At 41.2% G+C, this 16,207-nt stretch carries 19 protein-coding genes; 13 read left to right on the forward strand and 6 right to left on the reverse strand.

Translation table 11 applies throughout. The annotated features are described in order from the left end of the window. Positions 1-68: 68 nt before the first annotated feature. From IGI49_RS15155 to mazE, 7 genes are all read left to right on the forward strand, one after another. Positions 69-551, forward strand: a complete 483-nt coding sequence (locus IGI49_RS15155) for a GNAT family N-acetyltransferase (protein ID WP_429962369.1) — start codon at positions 69-71, stop codon at positions 549-551. A 325-nt stretch (positions 552-876) separates the two neighbouring features. Further along, entirely contained in the window at positions 877-2,901 is a 2,025-nt protein-coding gene (locus IGI49_RS15160) for a BglG family transcription antiterminator (RefSeq protein WP_429962370.1), read from the forward strand. Next, the gene (locus tag IGI49_RS15165; protein WP_207700546.1) at positions 2,901-3,182 is read left to right on the forward strand and encodes a PTS sugar transporter subunit IIB; all 282 of its coding nucleotides are present in this window, start codon (positions 2,901-2,903) and stop codon (positions 3,180-3,182) included. The genes IGI49_RS15160 and IGI49_RS15165 overlap by 1 nt, the downstream gene beginning before the upstream one ends. Positions 3,183-3,241: 59 nt before the next feature. Then, complete coding sequence (locus IGI49_RS15170) at positions 3,242-4,606, forward strand: PTS ascorbate transporter subunit IIC (RefSeq protein WP_207700547.1); 1,365 nt, start codon at positions 3,242-3,244, stop codon at positions 4,604-4,606. Positions 4,607-4,623: 17 nt separating this feature from the next. Then, positions 4,624-5,469: a transketolase gene (locus IGI49_RS15175; RefSeq protein ID WP_429962371.1), complete on the forward strand. Its 846-nt coding sequence runs from the start codon at positions 4,624-4,626 to the stop codon at positions 5,467-5,469. Beyond that, entirely contained in the window at positions 5,470-6,426 is a 957-nt protein-coding gene (locus tag IGI49_RS15180; protein WP_429962372.1) for a transketolase family protein, read from the forward strand. Positions 6,427-6,674: 248 nt separating this feature from the next. Continuing rightward, a complete protein-coding gene (mazE, locus tag IGI49_RS15185) occupies positions 6,675-6,905 on the forward strand; it encodes a type II toxin-antitoxin system PemI/MazE family antitoxin (protein WP_429962373.1) in 231 nt (76 codons plus the stop codon). A gap of 138 nt (positions 6,906-7,043) precedes the next feature. Here the strand turns inward: mazE and IGI49_RS15190 are convergent, their stop codons facing one another. From IGI49_RS15190 to IGI49_RS15215, 6 genes are all read right to left on the reverse strand, one after another. After that, a complete protein-coding gene (locus tag IGI49_RS15190) occupies positions 7,044-7,136 on the reverse strand; it encodes a type I toxin-antitoxin system Fst family toxin (RefSeq protein ID WP_207700551.1) in 93 nt (30 codons plus the stop codon). Positions 7,137-7,214: 78 nt separating this feature from the next. Continuing rightward, a complete protein-coding gene (locus tag IGI49_RS15195; RefSeq protein WP_429962374.1) occupies positions 7,215-7,784 on the reverse strand; it encodes a DUF2922 domain-containing protein in 570 nt (189 codons plus the stop codon). A 57-nt stretch (positions 7,785-7,841) separates the two neighbouring features. Next, entirely contained in the window at positions 7,842-8,228 is a 387-nt protein-coding gene (locus IGI49_RS15200) for a hypothetical protein (protein ID WP_207700553.1), read from the reverse strand. 110 nt (positions 8,229-8,338) lie between these two features. Then, positions 8,339-8,581 carry a DUF2922 domain-containing protein gene (locus tag IGI49_RS15205; RefSeq protein ID WP_429962375.1) on the reverse strand — a complete coding sequence of 81 codons (243 nt, stop codon included), beginning with the start codon at positions 8,579-8,581 and terminating at the stop codon, positions 8,339-8,341. A gap of 2 nt (positions 8,582-8,583) precedes the next feature. Next, on the reverse strand, positions 8,584-8,799 hold the full coding sequence (locus tag IGI49_RS15210) for a hypothetical protein (RefSeq protein ID WP_207700555.1): 216 nt from the start codon (positions 8,797-8,799) through the stop codon (positions 8,584-8,586). Between the two features lie 393 nt (positions 8,800-9,192). Beyond that, positions 9,193-9,927 carry a hypothetical protein gene (locus IGI49_RS15215; RefSeq protein ID WP_429962376.1) on the reverse strand — a complete coding sequence of 245 codons (735 nt, stop codon included), beginning with the start codon at positions 9,925-9,927 and terminating at the stop codon, positions 9,193-9,195. Between the two features lie 742 nt (positions 9,928-10,669). Between IGI49_RS15215 and IGI49_RS15220 the strand changes: the two genes are divergently transcribed. The 6 genes from IGI49_RS15220 (at position 10,670) to IGI49_RS15245 (ending at position 16,199) form a co-directional block, all read left to right on the forward strand. Continuing rightward, positions 10,670-11,776 (forward strand): tyrosine-type recombinase/integrase, encoded by a 1,107-nt coding sequence (locus IGI49_RS15220; RefSeq protein WP_429962377.1) that lies wholly within the window; start codon positions 10,670-10,672, stop codon positions 11,774-11,776. A 413-nt stretch (positions 11,777-12,189) separates the two neighbouring features. After that, positions 12,190-13,107, forward strand: coding sequence for a hypothetical protein (locus IGI49_RS15225; RefSeq protein WP_429962378.1), 918 nt, complete (start codon positions 12,190-12,192; stop codon positions 13,105-13,107). A gap of 14 nt (positions 13,108-13,121) precedes the next feature. Then, on the forward strand, positions 13,122-14,276 hold the full coding sequence (locus tag IGI49_RS15230) for a hypothetical protein (RefSeq protein ID WP_429962379.1): 1,155 nt from the start codon (positions 13,122-13,124) through the stop codon (positions 14,274-14,276). 72 nt (positions 14,277-14,348) lie between these two features. Next, a complete protein-coding gene (lepB, locus tag IGI49_RS15235) occupies positions 14,349-14,792 on the forward strand; it encodes a signal peptidase I (RefSeq protein ID WP_429964928.1) in 444 nt (147 codons plus the stop codon). Continuing rightward, positions 14,789-15,103 (forward strand): hypothetical protein, encoded by a 315-nt coding sequence (locus IGI49_RS15240; protein WP_429962380.1) that lies wholly within the window; start codon positions 14,789-14,791, stop codon positions 15,101-15,103. Before lepB ends, IGI49_RS15240 begins: the two co-directional genes overlap by 4 nt. After that, positions 15,093-16,199: a glucosaminidase domain-containing protein gene (locus IGI49_RS15245; RefSeq protein WP_429962381.1), complete on the forward strand. Its 1,107-nt coding sequence runs from the start codon at positions 15,093-15,095 to the stop codon at positions 16,197-16,199. The genes IGI49_RS15240 and IGI49_RS15245 overlap by 11 nt, the downstream gene beginning before the upstream one ends. Positions 16,200-16,207: the final 8 nt, after the last annotated feature.

Genomic DNA, 16,207 nt, shown 5'->3' on the forward strand with positions numbered 1-16,207 from the left:
TTTGCTGTTTCCTTCTTCTGAAGCTGTCCATGTTATACTAAAAACAATTGTTAAAGGAGGAATGATTTTTGTCTGAAATTACAATCACCCCATTTAAAAAGCAGTATGAAAGCGAAGTTGTTGACCTGATTATTTCGATCCAGAATGATTTTGGCGTTGACGTTACATTAGAAGACCAACCCGATTTGTTGCAAATCGAGGAAGAATATATTCATACCGGCGGTAATTTTTGGGTTGCATTATCTGAGAATCATGTGGTGGGGACGATTGCTTTAGTTAAGCTAGGAAATGGTAATGGAGCAATCAAAAAGATGTTTTCGGCACCGGCTTTCCGTGGCGAAAAGCAATTAGGAAAAAAACTGCTGGATACACTGATTTCTTACTGCAAAGATCAAGGGTATAAAGAGCTGTATTTAGGTACCGTGAATGTTCTAATTGCTGCACAAAAATTTTATAAAAAGAATGGGTTTGTTGAATGTTCGAAGGCTGGCATGCCCAAAGACTATCACATAATGGATGTCGATAACGTCTTCTTCAAAAAAACGATCTGATTAACAAAAAAGGTAGCATCGATAAACTTGTAGAGCTGCTGACTAGCATTTACTTGCAGTAGTGTATTGGATAGAATAGCTATTTTTTAGTTATCTTATTCAAAGGTCTGGCTGACTAAAAGGCTTATTAGATGCTGATTTAATGATCATTTTATTTTTTAACAGATAAGAGCAAGCGCACGCGTTTGTTCTTTTTTTATGGCTTGAAAAGAGATGCACCGCAGGCTTCGGTACAATGAAATCAATTTTTGAAACGTATTTTGTACTGAACGACAATCGAAAATGAATCGTTTTCATCCTATACTAAAGTCAGGAGGTGGCGGAGATGAATTACAAATTGAGTTATCTCCTATCCCAAAAACCCGATTGCTTGATTACACTGGACCAAGCGCAAACTCAGACAGGCCTGTCTGCCAAAGAAGTTCAGCAGCAATTAGGGGAATTGCAAACAAGCAAGCAAAAAACGAAAAGGACTTCTGCAGGAGCCTTTTACGTGCCGAAGATTTCGGCGAAGCAATGGGCTAGCTGGTTAACCCATGAGAATGAAGTTATTTATTCTGAGGAAGAACGGCGCGCCTTAATTTATCTGTTAAGCTACTCGCAATTTGAAGTGCTCTCCTTGTTTCATTTTCAGGATTTTCTAGAAATCTCAAAGGGCACCGCAATTGCCGATATCAAAAAACTGCGTAATGAATTGTCTGACTTTGATATTCGTTTGGAGTACACACGGAAAACAGGTTTTCTAGTTGAAGGAGAAGAGGCAAGTGCGCGACGCTTGGCCAAAAACTTTGTCGCTGAGCTGCTGCAAAGCAATACTGGAAAATTTGGCCTGCTGCATTGGATCAATCAGCAAAATCTAGACAGGTATGCTACCTGGCGGGATACCATCCAGGAGCAAACCAAGAAAGCCGGACTAGAAATTGTACCTAGCCGAATTGATGAGGTTGCTCTGTTCTTGGCTTTCTCGGCAGATCGAATGATTACTCGTCCGCTGCAAAAGCTAGAAGATGTTGACTTGATGTGTTCCTTAACAGCTTATCAAGCAGGTCAGCTGATTTACCAGCAATTCTTTGCTGATGACAATCAAAACGAAGCAGCCTATTTAACCATCATTTTGATGACCATAGTACAAGGAGAAATTCAGGATATCCAATTGGATCAGCTGCTGAGCTGCTCTGCCGAAATTATTCATCGGATGGAAAACCTGTCAGCGATTGAATTTTCTAACTTCCGAGAGCTGCTGATGAACCTGTTTTATCATCTAGTACCAGCTTATTTTCGGATCAAATACGGCTTTTATCTGCCGAATGTTTTAATAGGCAACATCCAAATGGAATATGCGGAAATTTATCGTTTTACCAAGGATGCCTTGTTGCCGTTGGAGAAATTGACTGGTGAAACAATTCCAGAAGAAGAAGTGGGCTTCTTTTCTATTCTGTTTGGTGGCGAAATAGCCCGTCAAAAGGAAGAGGCTGCACAGGAAGAAGTTCGAGCCCTGATTGTTTGTCCGAACGGTATTAGCTCCTCGCTGATTTTACAGACCGAGCTGAAGAAAATATTTCCGACCATTCACTTTGAGGAAGCGAGTTCAGTCGATCAGCTGCAAAGTATCTCAGAAGAAAGCTACGACGTTATATTTTCTACGATTCAAGTAGAAACTGCGAAACGGGCCTACCTAGTGAAACCACTCATGTCACAGCTAGAAAAGAACCAATTGATCAATCGCGTTCAACAGGAGCTATTGATTCCAGGCTTCTCATTGCCAAGTGCCGAAGAAATCGTAGATGCGCTTTTGCCTTATATTACTGTCAAAACAGGTGTGACTAAGGAAAAGCTGTACAAAACCTTAAATAAAAAAATGAATCGATTGATTGAAAAAAAGGAGGACCGCCGCCCAATGTTAACAGAACTTATAACCCCAGAGATGATTCAATTGAGCGATCAGCCACTGGAATGGGAAGAAGCCATTCGCTTAACTGCCCAGCCGTTAGTGACTCAAGGGAAAATTGAGGACCAATATATCGACGCGATGATCAATAAGGTAAAGCAATACGGACCATTTATTCATATCGGAAAAGGGATTGCCTTGCCTCATGCCCGCCCGGAAGATGGCGTGAACGAATTAGGCATGTCGCTGTTAAAAGTCCAAGAACCAGTGTTGCTGGTAGATGATGAGAAGCATGCCATTCGACTATTTGTTTGTTTAGCTGCTGTCGACAACGAAGCACATTTGCGGGCATTATCCAGCTTAACCAAACTATTATCCAATAAAGAAAATTTAGAGAATTTGTTAAACGCAACAACTAAAGAAGAAATCTTATCAATTTTATCTAAAGGAGAGAATGAATAATGAAATTTGCAGCAGTGTGCGGGTCCGGCTTAGGATCAAGCTTTATGGTAGAAATGAATATCAACACAGTATTGAAGGATTTAGGAGTCAACGATGTTGAGGTATCACATTATGATATGGGAAGTGCCTCTCCAGATTTGGCAGATGTCTTCTTTGTTGGCATCGACTTGGCCGACAGCGCGACACATTTGGGTGAAGTAGTAGTCCTAGACAGCATCATTGATATGGATGAATTGAAAGAAAAAGTACAAGCCGTTTGTGTAGAAAAAGGCTTGTTATAGACTCAACGCCCTTTCCTAGGAGAGGGCAAGACGGTTAACAAATAGGAGGAAAAAACAAAATGAATGGAATTTTAGATTTACTAGTCGATATCGCTAGTACCCCGGCATTGTTGGTTGCCTTAATCGCCATTTTAGGAAATGTTTTGCAGAAAAAAGATTTAGCTTCCACAGTAAAAGGTGGAATCAAAACGTTTGTCGGCTTCTTAGTTGTAACGGCGGGGGCCGGTGTAGTTGAGAACTCCTTGGCACCCTTTGGCGAAATGTTCCAAGCTGCCTTCAACATGCAAGGGGTTGTCCCGAATAATGAGGCGATTGTTGCCTTGGCCTTAACCACCTTTGGAACGTATACCGCACTTATTATGCTGGTTGGTATGGCCTTCAATATTTTGATTGCCCGCATCACACGCTTCAAATATATCTATTTAACAGGTCATGCTACCTTGTACATGGCTTGTATGATCGCTGTGATTTTAAGTGTTACTGACATGAGCCCAGTGCTATTAGTATTGTTCGGTGGCCTGGCGTTAGGATTAGCCAATACCATTTTCCCGGCAATTGCTCAGCCATTCACTCGTCAAATCACTAAAAACGATACGGTTGCTCTAGGACATACTGGTAACTTCGGCTATGCTTTGAGCGGTTTAATCGGAAAATACGTCGGCGACAAAGAAAAATCGACCGAAGACATCAACTTTCCAAAAGGGTTGTCTTTCCTACGTGATTCTACTGTAAGTATCACGATCACAATGGCTGTCGTTTACGTAATCGTGGCTTTATTTGCTGGAAATGCCTTTGTAACTGAAAACTTAAGCAACGGTACGAACTATATTATCTATTCATTGCAGCAAGCAGGATCATTTGCGGCCGGCGTTTTCGTTATCCTAGCAGGTGTTCGTTTGATCTTAGCTGAAATTGTCCCTGCCTTCAAAGGAATCTCAGAAAAATTGGTACCAAATTCTATCCCAGCTTTGGACTGCCCAATCGTATTTCCATATGCACCAAATGCTGTATTAATTGGCTTTCTAACCAGCTTTGTTGGTGGAATTGTCAGTTTGGTTATCATGGTTGTCACTGGAACAACCGTAATTATCCCAGGTGTCGTACCTCATTTCTTCTGTGGTGCAACAGCCGGTGTTTACGGGAATGCGACTGGTGGCTTGCGCGGCGCAGTAGTAGGTTCCTTTGTCCACGGTGTTATCATCAGCTTCATGCCAATTCTGTTAATGCCCGTTATGGGAGATCTGGGCTTCCAAGGCTCAACCTTCTCAGATACCGACTATGGTGTAACCGGCCTGTTCCTAGGAAATCTAGCGAACTTCGGGGGACAAATTGCGGCTATTGCTGGAATTCTCGCAGTCTTAGCTGTTCTTATTGGTTTGACTGTCGCTTCAAAAGGGAAAAAATCAAAAGCAGTTTCTGAATAATGGAGGAAAAACACAAGATGGAAAAAGATACGCTTGTTAAGCTAGAAGCACTTGCTGCTGAAATTCGCATCGACAGTATTGAAGCCATCCGCAGGGTAGGAGCCGGCCACATCGGCGGCTCCCTATCGATTGCTGATTTGTTGGCTGTTTTATATGGAAAACAAATGAACTACGATCCTAAAAATCCCGAGTGGGAAGAGCGGGATCGCCTCGTCCTATCGAAGGGACATGCTGGACCAGCTTGGTACAGTGCACTTGCGGCAGTTGGTTTCTTTGATAAAGAATGGCTAAGCACCTTGAACGAAGGAGGGACTCGGCTTCCTTCTCATCCTGACCGGACCAAAACTCCAGGAGTCGATGCTACTACCGGTTCGCTTGGTCAAGGGACGTCAGTTGCAGCCGGAATCGCTACCGGTTTGAAGATGCAGAAAAAAGACAGCTATGTGTACTTGATCGTCGGCGATGGTGAGTTGAACGAAGGCCAATGCTGGGAAGCTTTCCAGTACTTAGCCCATTTCAAGTTAAGCAATTGCATCGTTATTATCGATGAAAATAAAAAGCAATTAGATGGCACGACAGTGGATATTTTGAATCCTTTTGATATCGCAGAGAAAATGCGTGCATTCGGCTTCCATACAACTAAGGTGAAGGGTGACGACTTAGCAGCCATTGATGAAGCCATTGATCAATGCAAAGCGGTCACTAACCAAGCTGTTTGTATCGTGTTAGACACCATCAAAGGCCAAGGGGTTAAATTCTTCGAAGAGATGGATGCCAATCACTCCGTAAAATTCGACAGTGAAGCGGTCCAAATCGCTACTGACCAAGCCTTACAGGAACTAAAAGCAAAGGAGCGTGCCTAGATGTTTACACTTGCAGAGAATAAAGAAGTTGGTAAAGAACTGCGCGCGACCGTTGTTGATGCCTTGAAGGCGGTTATGGAAGAAAATGACAAAGTAGTCGCTTTAGATGCCGATTTAGGTGGTGCTAGTAAATGGACCGATATTGCTAAAACCAATCCGGATCGTTTCATTAATGTCGGGATTGCTGAAGCCAACATGGTCGGCGTTGCCGCTGGCTTAAATTTAACTGGCTATACCCCATTTATCCATACCTTCGGACCTTTCGCGACCCGACGAGTGCTGGATCAAATCTTCCTGTCAGGGGCATATTCGAAAAACACCATCAATATTTTTGGTTCAGATCCTGGTTTTGCCGCAGGGCATAATGGCGGTACCCATACTACTTGGGAAGATGTTGCGTTACTGCGCTCGATCCCTGATATCGTCATCTGCGATGCAGCCGATGAAGTACAAATGGACTGGATCATCAAAAAATTTAGTAAAATGGCTGGTGTGCATTATGTTCGCGGTAATCGTAAGGGTGTACGTAATGTCTATGCACCAGGCTCCACCTTTGAAATTGGTAAAGGCAACTTACTACAAGAAGGATCAGACTACTTAATAGTAGCAACGGGACAATTAGTTTCCGAAGCGTTAGAAGTTGCTGAACAATTAGCAGCCAAAGGCGTGACCTGTGATGTAGTAGATATGTTTACTATTAAACCGTTAGATGAAGAGCTCTTGTTGGAACGTTTAATCGGTAAAAAAGGCGTCATCACCATCGAAAATCATTCTATTACTGGCGGCTTAGGCAGTGCAGTAGCAGAAGTTATTGCAGATAACGGGCTGGCAGTTCCGTTGAAACGAATCGGTGTGGATAATCGCTTCGGCCAAGTAGGTACCCCAGAATTCTTGCAAGAAGAGTTTGGGTTAACGACAGGTAAAATGCTGAAGCAGTTAGCCAAATTTTTGAAGTAAATAAGGTAAATATACGATCCGAAAATGATCAATGAGAGAAGACAGAAGCCAAAATTTCCTGCGGGATATAGGTTTCTGTCTTTTTTGTTTGCGTTGCTGTCACGCATAGAAGTTCGCTAAGTTCTTTGTTTAAAAAAATCAAGTTATAAATGCATCAACAACATTGGATGCTGTGGTATATGTATGATTAATTTGAGACAATCCAGTAGTCGAATTGTACTATAATACACATAAAGAGGTGATTTGATATGTTAATTGCAAAGTCAAGACTGCAAGGAAACGCTGTTGTGATAACTCTACCGCCTAAAGATGGGGAAAATCCAGAGCCAAATAAAGAGTACCTTGTTGAATACTCCGAAGATGGCACGATTCTGCTGATCCCTAGAATTGCCGATCCATTTGCTGCCGCGACAATTGGTGAATTCTATGAAGAAGACAAATGGAGTGACATGCAGCCTGAAGGAAGAGAGCTCGTCTAATGATGGAAGTGTTTTTCCAGTAAAAATATTCTGTTGTCAAAGAGCAGATTCTCCATTACGCCTGCCATTTTCACAGCAAAGAACAAATCCACAGAAGCTCCTGTGAACGGGCCCTGCTCACAGGTATCTGCTGTATTGTCATGGATCATGATCGTCCAGCCAATGGTTCACTAATGCGATAACCAATCCGACAAAAATCGGGGCTAAGATATACTGTACAAGAGAGTGCATTTTATCACCTCCTCTCAGTACAGGATCATGATTCAGACGAGGTTTGTCTACCTACGCTGGTAAATGATCAGATTAGTATCAAGAAGGGGCGTCAGGCGGATCTTTTCGCTTCTGACGCTCTTTTTCTTTGGCTTTCCTCCGCTTTCGGCGTCGCACCAATTCCTTAACGACATCGTAAGGACTGCCAGTAGGTGGAGAGAAAGTCTTTTCTTCCTCTAAAGTCGTTGTTCCTTCAATAGATGGACAAGTAGTTGTAGTATCTTCAACCACCGCACCTTTCTCAGATGCTGAACGTAGTGCGTCGTGCACCTCACTTCTGATGGGTGAAGCTAAGGATACTTCAGGAACTTTTGGCGCTTCCTGCCAAGTACAACGAAGTGCTGTCAGCTGCTCCGGTTTTTCTTTTGGAACAGGCATCCCAAATAATTCATCCCCCTCAAAAATTGGTCTTTCAATGGTTTCTACATACTTGGCCTTCACCACTTCTTGGAATAGGCCAACGCCATCTTTTTCAAATAGATTCAAACTGCTTAACAATTCCAATGATTCTTTGATTTCTTCCGGACTCTTTGTAGTATCCGGATCTTTAAAGGTAAAACTATGCTTCTTGCCTTCACTATTTAGGAAGGTGGAAACTAATCTGATCATTTTGTGACTCCTTTCGGTTTTTATTCGCGTAGGTGGGACAGACAATAAGTATCATTTTCAGGTGGCTTCAGAGTCGGTAACGTTTTGGAAAATCTTCGCTGCTGATTTTATAAGAGACTTGGTTTTTTCAATAAACTTGCGAACAGGATTCAGTTTTAAGCCTAATATCCGCAATTCACTGGTTTCAAAATAATCCACGAAATACCAGAAAAATTGCTTCATAGTTTTCGTAGCTTTAGTATTCATAAATAAGTAACGAACTAAATCCTGCAATACCAGAGCGAACTCCTTCGCACCAAGCTGATAACGTACACGTAAAGCAAGCAATAGTTTAATGGTCATGGTGCCATTTTGGGTTTCCTGATAGTATTCCATGAGTCTTTGCTCAATGGTTTCGAGTTTGAGGTTAAATAGTTGTTGGTGTGTAAAGGGTTGCTCTGCCATTGTATTCATCTCCTAATTTTTTTATATGCACTCAAGCCAGAAGTCCAGCTTGGCTAAATAAATAAGTAAGAGAAGTGTGGCACGTCTGCCGCAGCTTCTCAAAAATTCAATTACCGTGTAACAAGTTCTTCTTCAAAGATCGTTGTTTCAATGGTTTCGACATACTTCGCACTAACGACTGTTTCAAAGAGACGAATCCCATCCTTCTGAAACAAATTCAATTGAGCCAATTCTCCTAATAGACCTTTGATCTGTGAGGAAGTCTTAGTTGTATCTGGATTACTCAAGCTCCACGTCTGCGATTTGCCTGCACCATTTCTAAAAATAGAAACTAACTTCACAACTCGATTCATCCTTATTCAACCTCCTTCGTAATACGAGATTGGACAGTCATAATCACACTATCCAGTGAGCTGCCCTGCTGGGACAGCTCTGCCATGATTTCTCCTAATTTCACCACATCTTCCTCTGGTGGGTTATCAATCACATTTGAAAAATTCACTTTCTTCTGTTTGTCTTCACCTGCTTGTTCGATTTGTACTTGTAATTTTGTGCCTAGCTTTTGAATCATCGCTTTCATTCCTCCGTTTTCTGTTTTTGGTTTATTTGGTGATGCTTGTTGTGTTTCCCGGCCGCTGACTAAACCATACTTGAATAACAAAAATTTGAAAACTGTACAAATACGCACCTGACCCTACAAATACGACTATGCAATTTTTTTAGAATCCTAATTTAATAAGGTTTTTCTTGTTTCAGTCAAAGAAAAAGTGTCGTATTTGTGGGGTCAAAGAAAAGTATTGTTTCCAAGGAAAAAAGAGGGGCTATTGTGAAAATAGGTGCTGTTTAGGTTCGTACAAAAGGAATTTGAAATGTGAAATGACTAGAAATAGCAGACAAAAAAAGTTGCCTTCGTTTCCCGAAACGGGAATAAGATAACGAAGACAACCTGTATAAAGCGATACTATTAGTTAATTAATTTAGTCAATAAATCAGAAAAGGTCTCATAATTCCATTCTGCTGGATCGATTGAACGACCAAGCCGCAGGAATGTTTGCAGCGCATGGTCCTGTTCATAGGCTTCCTTCAAGGCATAAATCGGAAGTGGAAAGTCCTGCAACATGGCTCGTTTACTAATGGAGCGCAGAAAAGGAGTATCCGGTAACTGCAATAGGGTTAAGGGAGCAGTGGAACAAGTGAAACCAGACTGCAAATAATCACGTTTAAGCATCGATAAAATCGATAAAGCTTCCTCCGACCGGTTCCGTATCGTACGAACCGTTAAGGTCGTCTGGATGGTTAAGCCATTCAACAGGTGAATCATCGTGAATACTCCAGATTCTTTCAGTTCATAAATTTCTGCAGGATTGATCCAAGGACTATGCTGCGGATGCCCTAATGGAAAAAGAACGGCAGACAAACTAGCGATTGGACTATTTCGTTTGCTGAAGCGATTGAATCGCTTGAGTGAATGGGTAAGTGAAGAATAATCTAAAAAATTATTTTGTTTAGCGTATTTTTGTAACGTGGTCAGTGTTTGATTTGGCTGATGATACTGTTTGTTTTGGTAAAAGAGCATACTTTCGTTCCGATCTGGGACAGGAAAGACTAAAGAAAGTACGTGATTTTCTGTGGTTTGATCATTTTTTTCGACTAAATCGTTTTCATTTGGTAATTCAAAAGAGGAAATTAATTTATACATGTTGTTTGTCACCCCTACGAGTTTTTTTCGGTTTTTAGTGGGATGTCAGTGAAATGAGTAAGAAGTGGATCCATCAAGGATTCTTTTTATCGCGAATAAAAAACACCTGTTCATGAACAATTGGCTATCTAATCGGGCCCCATAAATGCCTGTTGCTGAAACGCTGCACGGTTCTATCCATTTTCAATCATTTGACGATGACATCTAAATACAATTGAGTGCTATAAGAGAATAATTACATTTCCGTTATAACACCCTAAGTATAAACCAATTTAAAAGATAAATGTTAAAAGAACGCTGCCTGGTAAGGATATAAACTTTAGATTTAAGTTTTATTTCACAATCATCTTAATCTAATTTAATCTATTGCGTAATTTTTCCTATATAATTAGAAACCGCGATAGCAGTAATTGTGGGAGCTTTTTTAGTAAGAAGATGAAATGATTAGATGACGATCGTTATTTAAAGAGCAAAAAAGTTTCTTGGTATTAGAAATACCAAGAAACTTCAAAGGACTGTCGATAAGATCGTTATGTTTTTTATTTTTCATTGGCTATTTACTAGTCTAATTATAGAATACGATAAAAAAATACGCAATATCTTTTAACAAAATAATTAAAGTGAATTTTTTATTTCGTTTTTGTAATTATTTAACCGGCTGTATTTGCCTGGAAATACGAAAAAACAGGGCTATCCTATTTACCGTCAAAAAAACCGTACTTTATAGAAAGGAAGTATCAGGATGCGCAGAGGAGAAAACATCTATCGGCGGAAGGACAAACGATGGGAAGGGAGGTATCCGAAGGGAAAAAAAGCGGATGGTACGACGCAATATGGTTCAGTGTACGGAAAAACCTTAACCCAGGTACGAGAAAAGCTGTATCCATTGAAGGTAAAGTATCAATTGATTCAAAAAATCCAGGGGGATTCAACTATTTCCCTTCGAGAATGGGGCTATCTATGGCTGCATGAAGTGCAACCAACAGTCAAACAATCGACATATGCCAACTATGAACACAAACTGATCCATTATGTTTTATCCGCTATTGGTGATTATAGCTTGAACGAACTGGATGAATCAGTAGGAGAAGAACTATTAGCAGTTTTGCAGCAACGCAAGTTAAAGCCTTCTACCATTCAAGTGATCTTTCGTATTACCAATCAGTGCTTGACCATTGCGATGCGAAAGAAACGCATCAAAGTAAATCCGTTCACACAGGTTAAGTTACCCAAAGTGGAAAAGACGAAAAATCAAGCCATTACAAGACAAGAACAAAAAAAGTTGGAAACCCTCGCTTTATCAGAAAAAAATGGGAGAGGACTGCCAGCCTTATTGGCGCTGCATGCGGGACTTAGAATTGGTGAAACTGCGGCTCTAGCTTGGCAAGATATTGATTTTGAAAATAATCTCATCCATGTACGGTCCACCTTTCAACGGATTATTGGTCTGTATTCAGGAAAGAAGACCGCGTTGATTTACACGATCTCAAAGACCGCTTCTTCCCTACGATCCATTCCAATGAGTGCTTTGTTAAAACGGGTTTTGTTGAAGCAAAAGAAACAAGCAACGGGGAAATTTGTTCTGACGAATAATAGTGAACCCTTAGAACCAAGATTGCTTACCTATCATTTTCATAAGCTTCGTCTGAAAGCAGGACTGGAAACCACGCATTTCCATCAATTGCGCCATACTTTTGCGACACGTTGCTTGGAAAGCAAGGGTGACATTATGAGTGTCAGTGCTTTAATGGGACACAGCTCTACTCAAATGACGTTAGACACGTATGCCGGCTCACTGATGGAGCAACAAATTCAAGTGGTTGCCCAAATGGAACAGTCGATGAAGTAAGTTACTTTTTTAAAACGTTTTTAAAAAAGTAATACTTATTTTTCGGAGGAAAACAGTTTGCTTTAACGAAGTAAGCGGTTACTAATGGAATTTTAACTAGATAAATGCTCTTTTTATTACATAACACTCGTTATTTAATTATCCATCACTATTTTGCAGTCATTGTTATTTAATAAAATTTCTTCATTGACCACTTCACAAACTTTTTTACCGTCATTCTCCGTCAAAGGAGGGCGTTCTTCCTTGCTGTAAAAGGAGTTCAGAGGGGGTTCTTAGTATTTCTAATACCAAGTAAAAAAGCAAAACGAGCGTAGTGCTTTTAAGAAAGTATAGAGGAATAAACAATATTTATCAAAGTATAGATGAATAGATAGAGGGATAGATAGAGAAATCGCATAGAGGAGGAAAGCCATATGTTCGGTTTGGGCAAGCAAAAGAAGGATGCTTATCAGGAATCAATTCAAGATGATTACTATTACGATGAATACGACAACGAAGGATATGAAGAAGATTACGGGTATGACTCATATCAAGAGGAAGGCTACGAACGTCCTGTGGACAGCCCCAATGGGTATGATCGCGGGGAACATCGTTCCAGAAGACGGACAGCTGCTCCTGTAGATGAACGATACGAAGCCCGATACGAAGAGGACATGGATTCCTTTCCAGCACAAAAAGCTGAAAAAGAATCTCGAAGAGAACCAGATACTCAGCTGCAACAGGAAGTGGAGCGCTTGGAAGAAACTGTTGCTCAGTTGAAACATCAACTGGAAGTCAAACAAGCAGAAATGACGGGGATGGCTACTACCCTGACCGAAAAGGAGCAAGAATTACACGAACAACAAGCGAAATCTGATCAACAATTAGAAGCTTTTCGTGAAGAAAAAGAAGAAGAGCAGAAGAAATTGCAAGCAGAAAAAGATCGTCAGATCCAAGAACTGACAAACCAAGTGGCCCAATTGAACACGGAGCTGCAAGACGATCGAACCAATCAAACCGAGGCTTTGGTGCAAGCGAAACGACAAATTGAGTCACTGAAACAAACACAAAAAGAAAACGAAGACATGAAGGCAGAACTGGCAACGATCCTGATCGAAACGAAAAAACAGGAACGGGCTACATTGGAACGAGCAGAATACGAAGCCAAAGGGATTCGCAGCCAAGCTGAACAGGAAGCACATCAGGTGATTCATGATGCGTCATTAGAGTTACGCGTGATGAAGCAGGAAATTAGAAATTACCGCAAGCGTCTACGTTCGGTACAAGAAGAAACAACTCAATTTTTTGTACGTTTGTTAGCGACAAGCGACAATTTATTGGATGACGAATAGAAGAGGGGTGGTTTTTGGTGAAGCAAGCACAGAATCAACTCGCCTTATACCCCACTCCTGCGCCCATTATGCAAGAGGAGTTGCGTAAACAGCCGTTATTAGAGGAAATTGAACGAGCGTGTGAGTATTTGTATGCACAGCATGGCACTTTGACGGAGGAACAGCGGAAAAAGATTTACCAGCATTTTGAACAATTATTTCGACTGATGAACAGCAGTTATCATGTGGAGCTGTTAGTGCCAACTGGCTATTTCGATTGGTCTAGCTTTTGGCAATCGCTGCATCAATTCTTTCCCCAATTTGCTTGGATTAAGGCGCAAACAGAAGAGCCGAAATACGGTCGACAAGTCTATCGCTTTGATTTTATTCCATTGGTTTTTCGAGAAATCGGCTTTCCTTTCGGCATTCATCTAGAAGACAGTTTGACTCAACAATTCCCATTGTCTCCCGAAGAGTCCTTGGAACGGGCAGAACAGTTATTACTGGAATTAGCTGGACAACACTTGTCGGATGTACCGCCTAAATCGAAGAAAGCATCAGAAACGAGTGCAGGCGTTCCCCTTAAGCAAGCAGAGGAACAGGCGAGGGATGTTGCGCGAGTTCAACAGGAAGAAGTAAAGCAGGAAAGCCAAAGCAAGGCCCGGCTGAGAGCTGTGAACCAGAAGCTAGAAATGGTGATTGAAAAGCTGGAAGTATCCATGCTCTACAGTGGGATCCAATACTTTGAACGAGAAAACAAAGAAGAAAACGATTGGGATAAACGAATCAAGATCAGCTTGCGGGAATATACGTATTTGCTTCAGAAGGCCCGTTTTTTGGAACAGATGTGGAATTTGAACGGTGAGTTGATTAATAAAACCGAAAAAATGACTGTGACCGGTAATAAATTAGTTTACGAACGAGATCAAGTCAAACAAATCAAAGCCAATCTTTCGGCCAGAGACATTCACTTTGTCTTATATGAATGCCAAGTAATTGAATCACGAGCGAAAGTCCATGCTCGTCCGTGGTTTAGAAAACCATACGTGAAATTGATGAAGATGGATTACGACAATCTGTTAAGTAAGTCCGCCTATTTTGACCTTTTACAAGGAGAAAGTGCCTTGTTGGAACGAATGGTACGCGAACAAAAAGATGCGCCTGTCAAAGAAGCTCAGGAGGTTGGCTGAGGTCGCAGATTCGCTCCTTTTTATCGCTGGACACTCCCAGCAAAGGCTGGAGTTATCTTTGTCCTATGCTATCTGATTTTTTTCAGTTCTTTCCGTATGTACCACTGGATGTATCCAAAGTATTCAGTCAGTGGCGAATCAATGAATCCAACATTTAAGGAGCAGGAGGTGATTCAGATCATATCACATCGTAAACCCAAACGCTTTGATGTCGTGGTGCTGCATCCGCCAGAAAATCCAGAGGGTCTTTATTTGAAACGAATCATTGGACTGCCCAATGAACGAATTACTTATCGGGATGGGCAATTATACGTAAATAAAAAACTTGTTTCAGATGAATTTGCCAAAGAAACGGAAGACTTTAACTGGAATGAGTTCTCCAGAGACAAGATTCCAGAAGGCTATTACTTTATTTTAGGCGACAATCGCGCCATTTCTAAAGACAGCCGCCATTTCGGTTTGATTACCGAAAAACAAATTTTAGGCGTCGTCAAAGAAGGAGTACGAATTGAATGAAGACACTGCAGGAAAAAATTGAATGGTACACCTTCTGGTATTGGATTTATTGGCTCTTTTCGCTAGTCATTTTGCTGGGTGTGTTGGTACTAGGTATCTTTTTCTACTTCACAGATTTCCAAGATGTGGTAACGGTCAGTCAACTTTTCCTTCTACTGTTATTGATGTTACTAGCTGTTTATTTGAGAATGACGGCACTACACTATCACTCAATTTTGTTGAAGCTGAAGCAGGCAGCAACCCGACCAAGAAGACCAAGAGAACATCCACAACCACGACCGCAGGAAAGGCGGAAACAAGGTGAAGGGTAAAGTTTTGTTGGGGTGTTTCATCCTTGGACTCTGTTTAGTCACAAGTAATCAGGTCCAAGTGCGGCAAACGGTATCGGCTGAAATGAGAGAGTCCATTTCTGATCAACGAGAAACGGTACCAAAGATAGAAAGTAGTTCAACCACTGTTGTCGAAGCAAGTGAGGCATTCACAACGTCAACTGTGGCTAACGAATCTTTTTCTTCTATAGAAAAGAGTAAGAATAGCAACACTGTAGCTTCAACTTCTTCAAGCGTCATATGGAGTGAATTAGAAGAACAAGTGGAAAAGTCTACAACAGAATCTACTGTTTCTGAATCGAAAATTCCAGAAGCAGTTCCCAAGGTTCATACAACATTGCCAGACGCAAAAGTGGAGGAAAATTATCAGTTTTCATTAGTAAAGAATCAAACGACGGAAGAGTTTATCCACTCTATAGGGAAAGATGCACAAATCATTGCTTGGGACGAAGGGCTCTATGCTTCGGTGATGATTGCTCAAGCTATTTTAGAAACAGGATCAGGCGACAGCCAACTCGCTCGACCACCTCATCATAATTTGTTTGGGATCAAAGGAAGTTATCAAGGGAAAAACGTGTCATTTAATACTCAAGAAGACAAAGGAAATGGTCAGTTGTATACGATTCAATCGGACTTTCGACAGTATCCAAGTTACAAAGAGTCCTTAGAAGATTATGCAGCCTTACTGAAAAAAGGAATTTCTGGCAACGCAAGTTTCTACCAAGCAACCTGGAAAGGAAACGCAGAAAATTACCAAGCGGCAACTAAAGCACTCACAGGAAAGTATGCGACCGATACTTCGTACGATAAAAAGTTGAATGCATTGATTGAAACCTATCAGTTAACTTCGTATGATGCAGAACCAAGTGTAGAAGAACTAAGTACACCGGTGGAAAGGCCTACCGAGAGTGCAGAACTACCTGCAACCCAAACTGAAAAAGAAAATGAACCAAATGAATCAAGTACAACGGAGGAACCAAAGATTCTGACAAGCGAGACCAAGCAATCAGTAGTATTCCTTCCACCAATTACTCAGCGACCAGCAAAAGAGGTGGCAGGCAATCGAACGGCACAATGAAAGAAGGG

The sequence above is a fragment of the Enterococcus sp. AZ071 genome, assembly GCF_050499065.1.
Lineage (GTDB): Bacteria > Bacillota > Bacilli > Lactobacillales > Enterococcaceae > Enterococcus_A > Enterococcus_A ferrettii.

Excerpts from the sequence above, each read along its gene's own strand:
- mazE (WP_429962373.1), top strand. The coding sequence starts at position 6,675 with ATGTTAATTGCAAAGTCAAGACTGCAAGGAAACGCTGTTGTGATAACT.
- IGI49_RS15210 (WP_207700555.1), bottom strand. The coding sequence starts at position 8,799 with ATGATTCAAAAGCTAGGCACAAAATTACAAGTACAAATCGAACAAGCA.
- IGI49_RS15195 (WP_429962374.1), bottom strand. The coding sequence starts at position 7,784 with ATGATCAGATTAGTTTCCACCTTCCTAAATAGTGAAGGCAAGAAGCAT.
- IGI49_RS15205 (WP_429962375.1), bottom strand. The coding sequence starts at position 8,581 with ATGAATCGAGTTGTGAAGTTAGTTTCTATTTTTAGAAATGGTGCAGGC.
- IGI49_RS15160 (WP_429962370.1), top strand. The coding sequence starts at position 877 with ATGAATTACAAATTGAGTTATCTCCTATCCCAAAAACCCGATTGCTTG.
- IGI49_RS15200 (WP_207700553.1), bottom strand. The coding sequence starts at position 8,228 with ATGGCAGAGCAACCCTTTACACACCAACAACTATTTAACCTCAAACTC.
- IGI49_RS15190 (WP_207700551.1), bottom strand. The coding sequence starts at position 7,136 with ATGCACTCTCTTGTACAGTATATCTTAGCCCCGATTTTTGTCGGATTG.
- IGI49_RS15225 (WP_429962378.1), top strand. The coding sequence starts at position 12,190 with ATGTTCGGTTTGGGCAAGCAAAAGAAGGATGCTTATCAGGAATCAATT.
- IGI49_RS15165 (WP_207700546.1), top strand. The coding sequence starts at position 2,901 with ATGAAATTTGCAGCAGTGTGCGGGTCCGGCTTAGGATCAAGCTTTATG.
- IGI49_RS15170 (WP_207700547.1), top strand. The coding sequence starts at position 3,242 with ATGAATGGAATTTTAGATTTACTAGTCGATATCGCTAGTACCCCGGCA.
- IGI49_RS15180 (WP_429962372.1), top strand. The coding sequence starts at position 5,470 with ATGTTTACACTTGCAGAGAATAAAGAAGTTGGTAAAGAACTGCGCGCG.
- IGI49_RS15175 (WP_429962371.1), top strand. The coding sequence starts at position 4,624 with ATGGAAAAAGATACGCTTGTTAAGCTAGAAGCACTTGCTGCTGAAATT.
- IGI49_RS15215 (WP_429962376.1), bottom strand. The coding sequence starts at position 9,927 with ATGTATAAATTAATTTCCTCTTTTGAATTACCAAATGAAAACGATTTA.
- IGI49_RS15220 (WP_429962377.1), top strand. The coding sequence starts at position 10,670 with ATGCGCAGAGGAGAAAACATCTATCGGCGGAAGGACAAACGATGGGAA.
- IGI49_RS15240 (WP_429962380.1), top strand. The coding sequence starts at position 14,789 with ATGAAGACACTGCAGGAAAAAATTGAATGGTACACCTTCTGGTATTGG.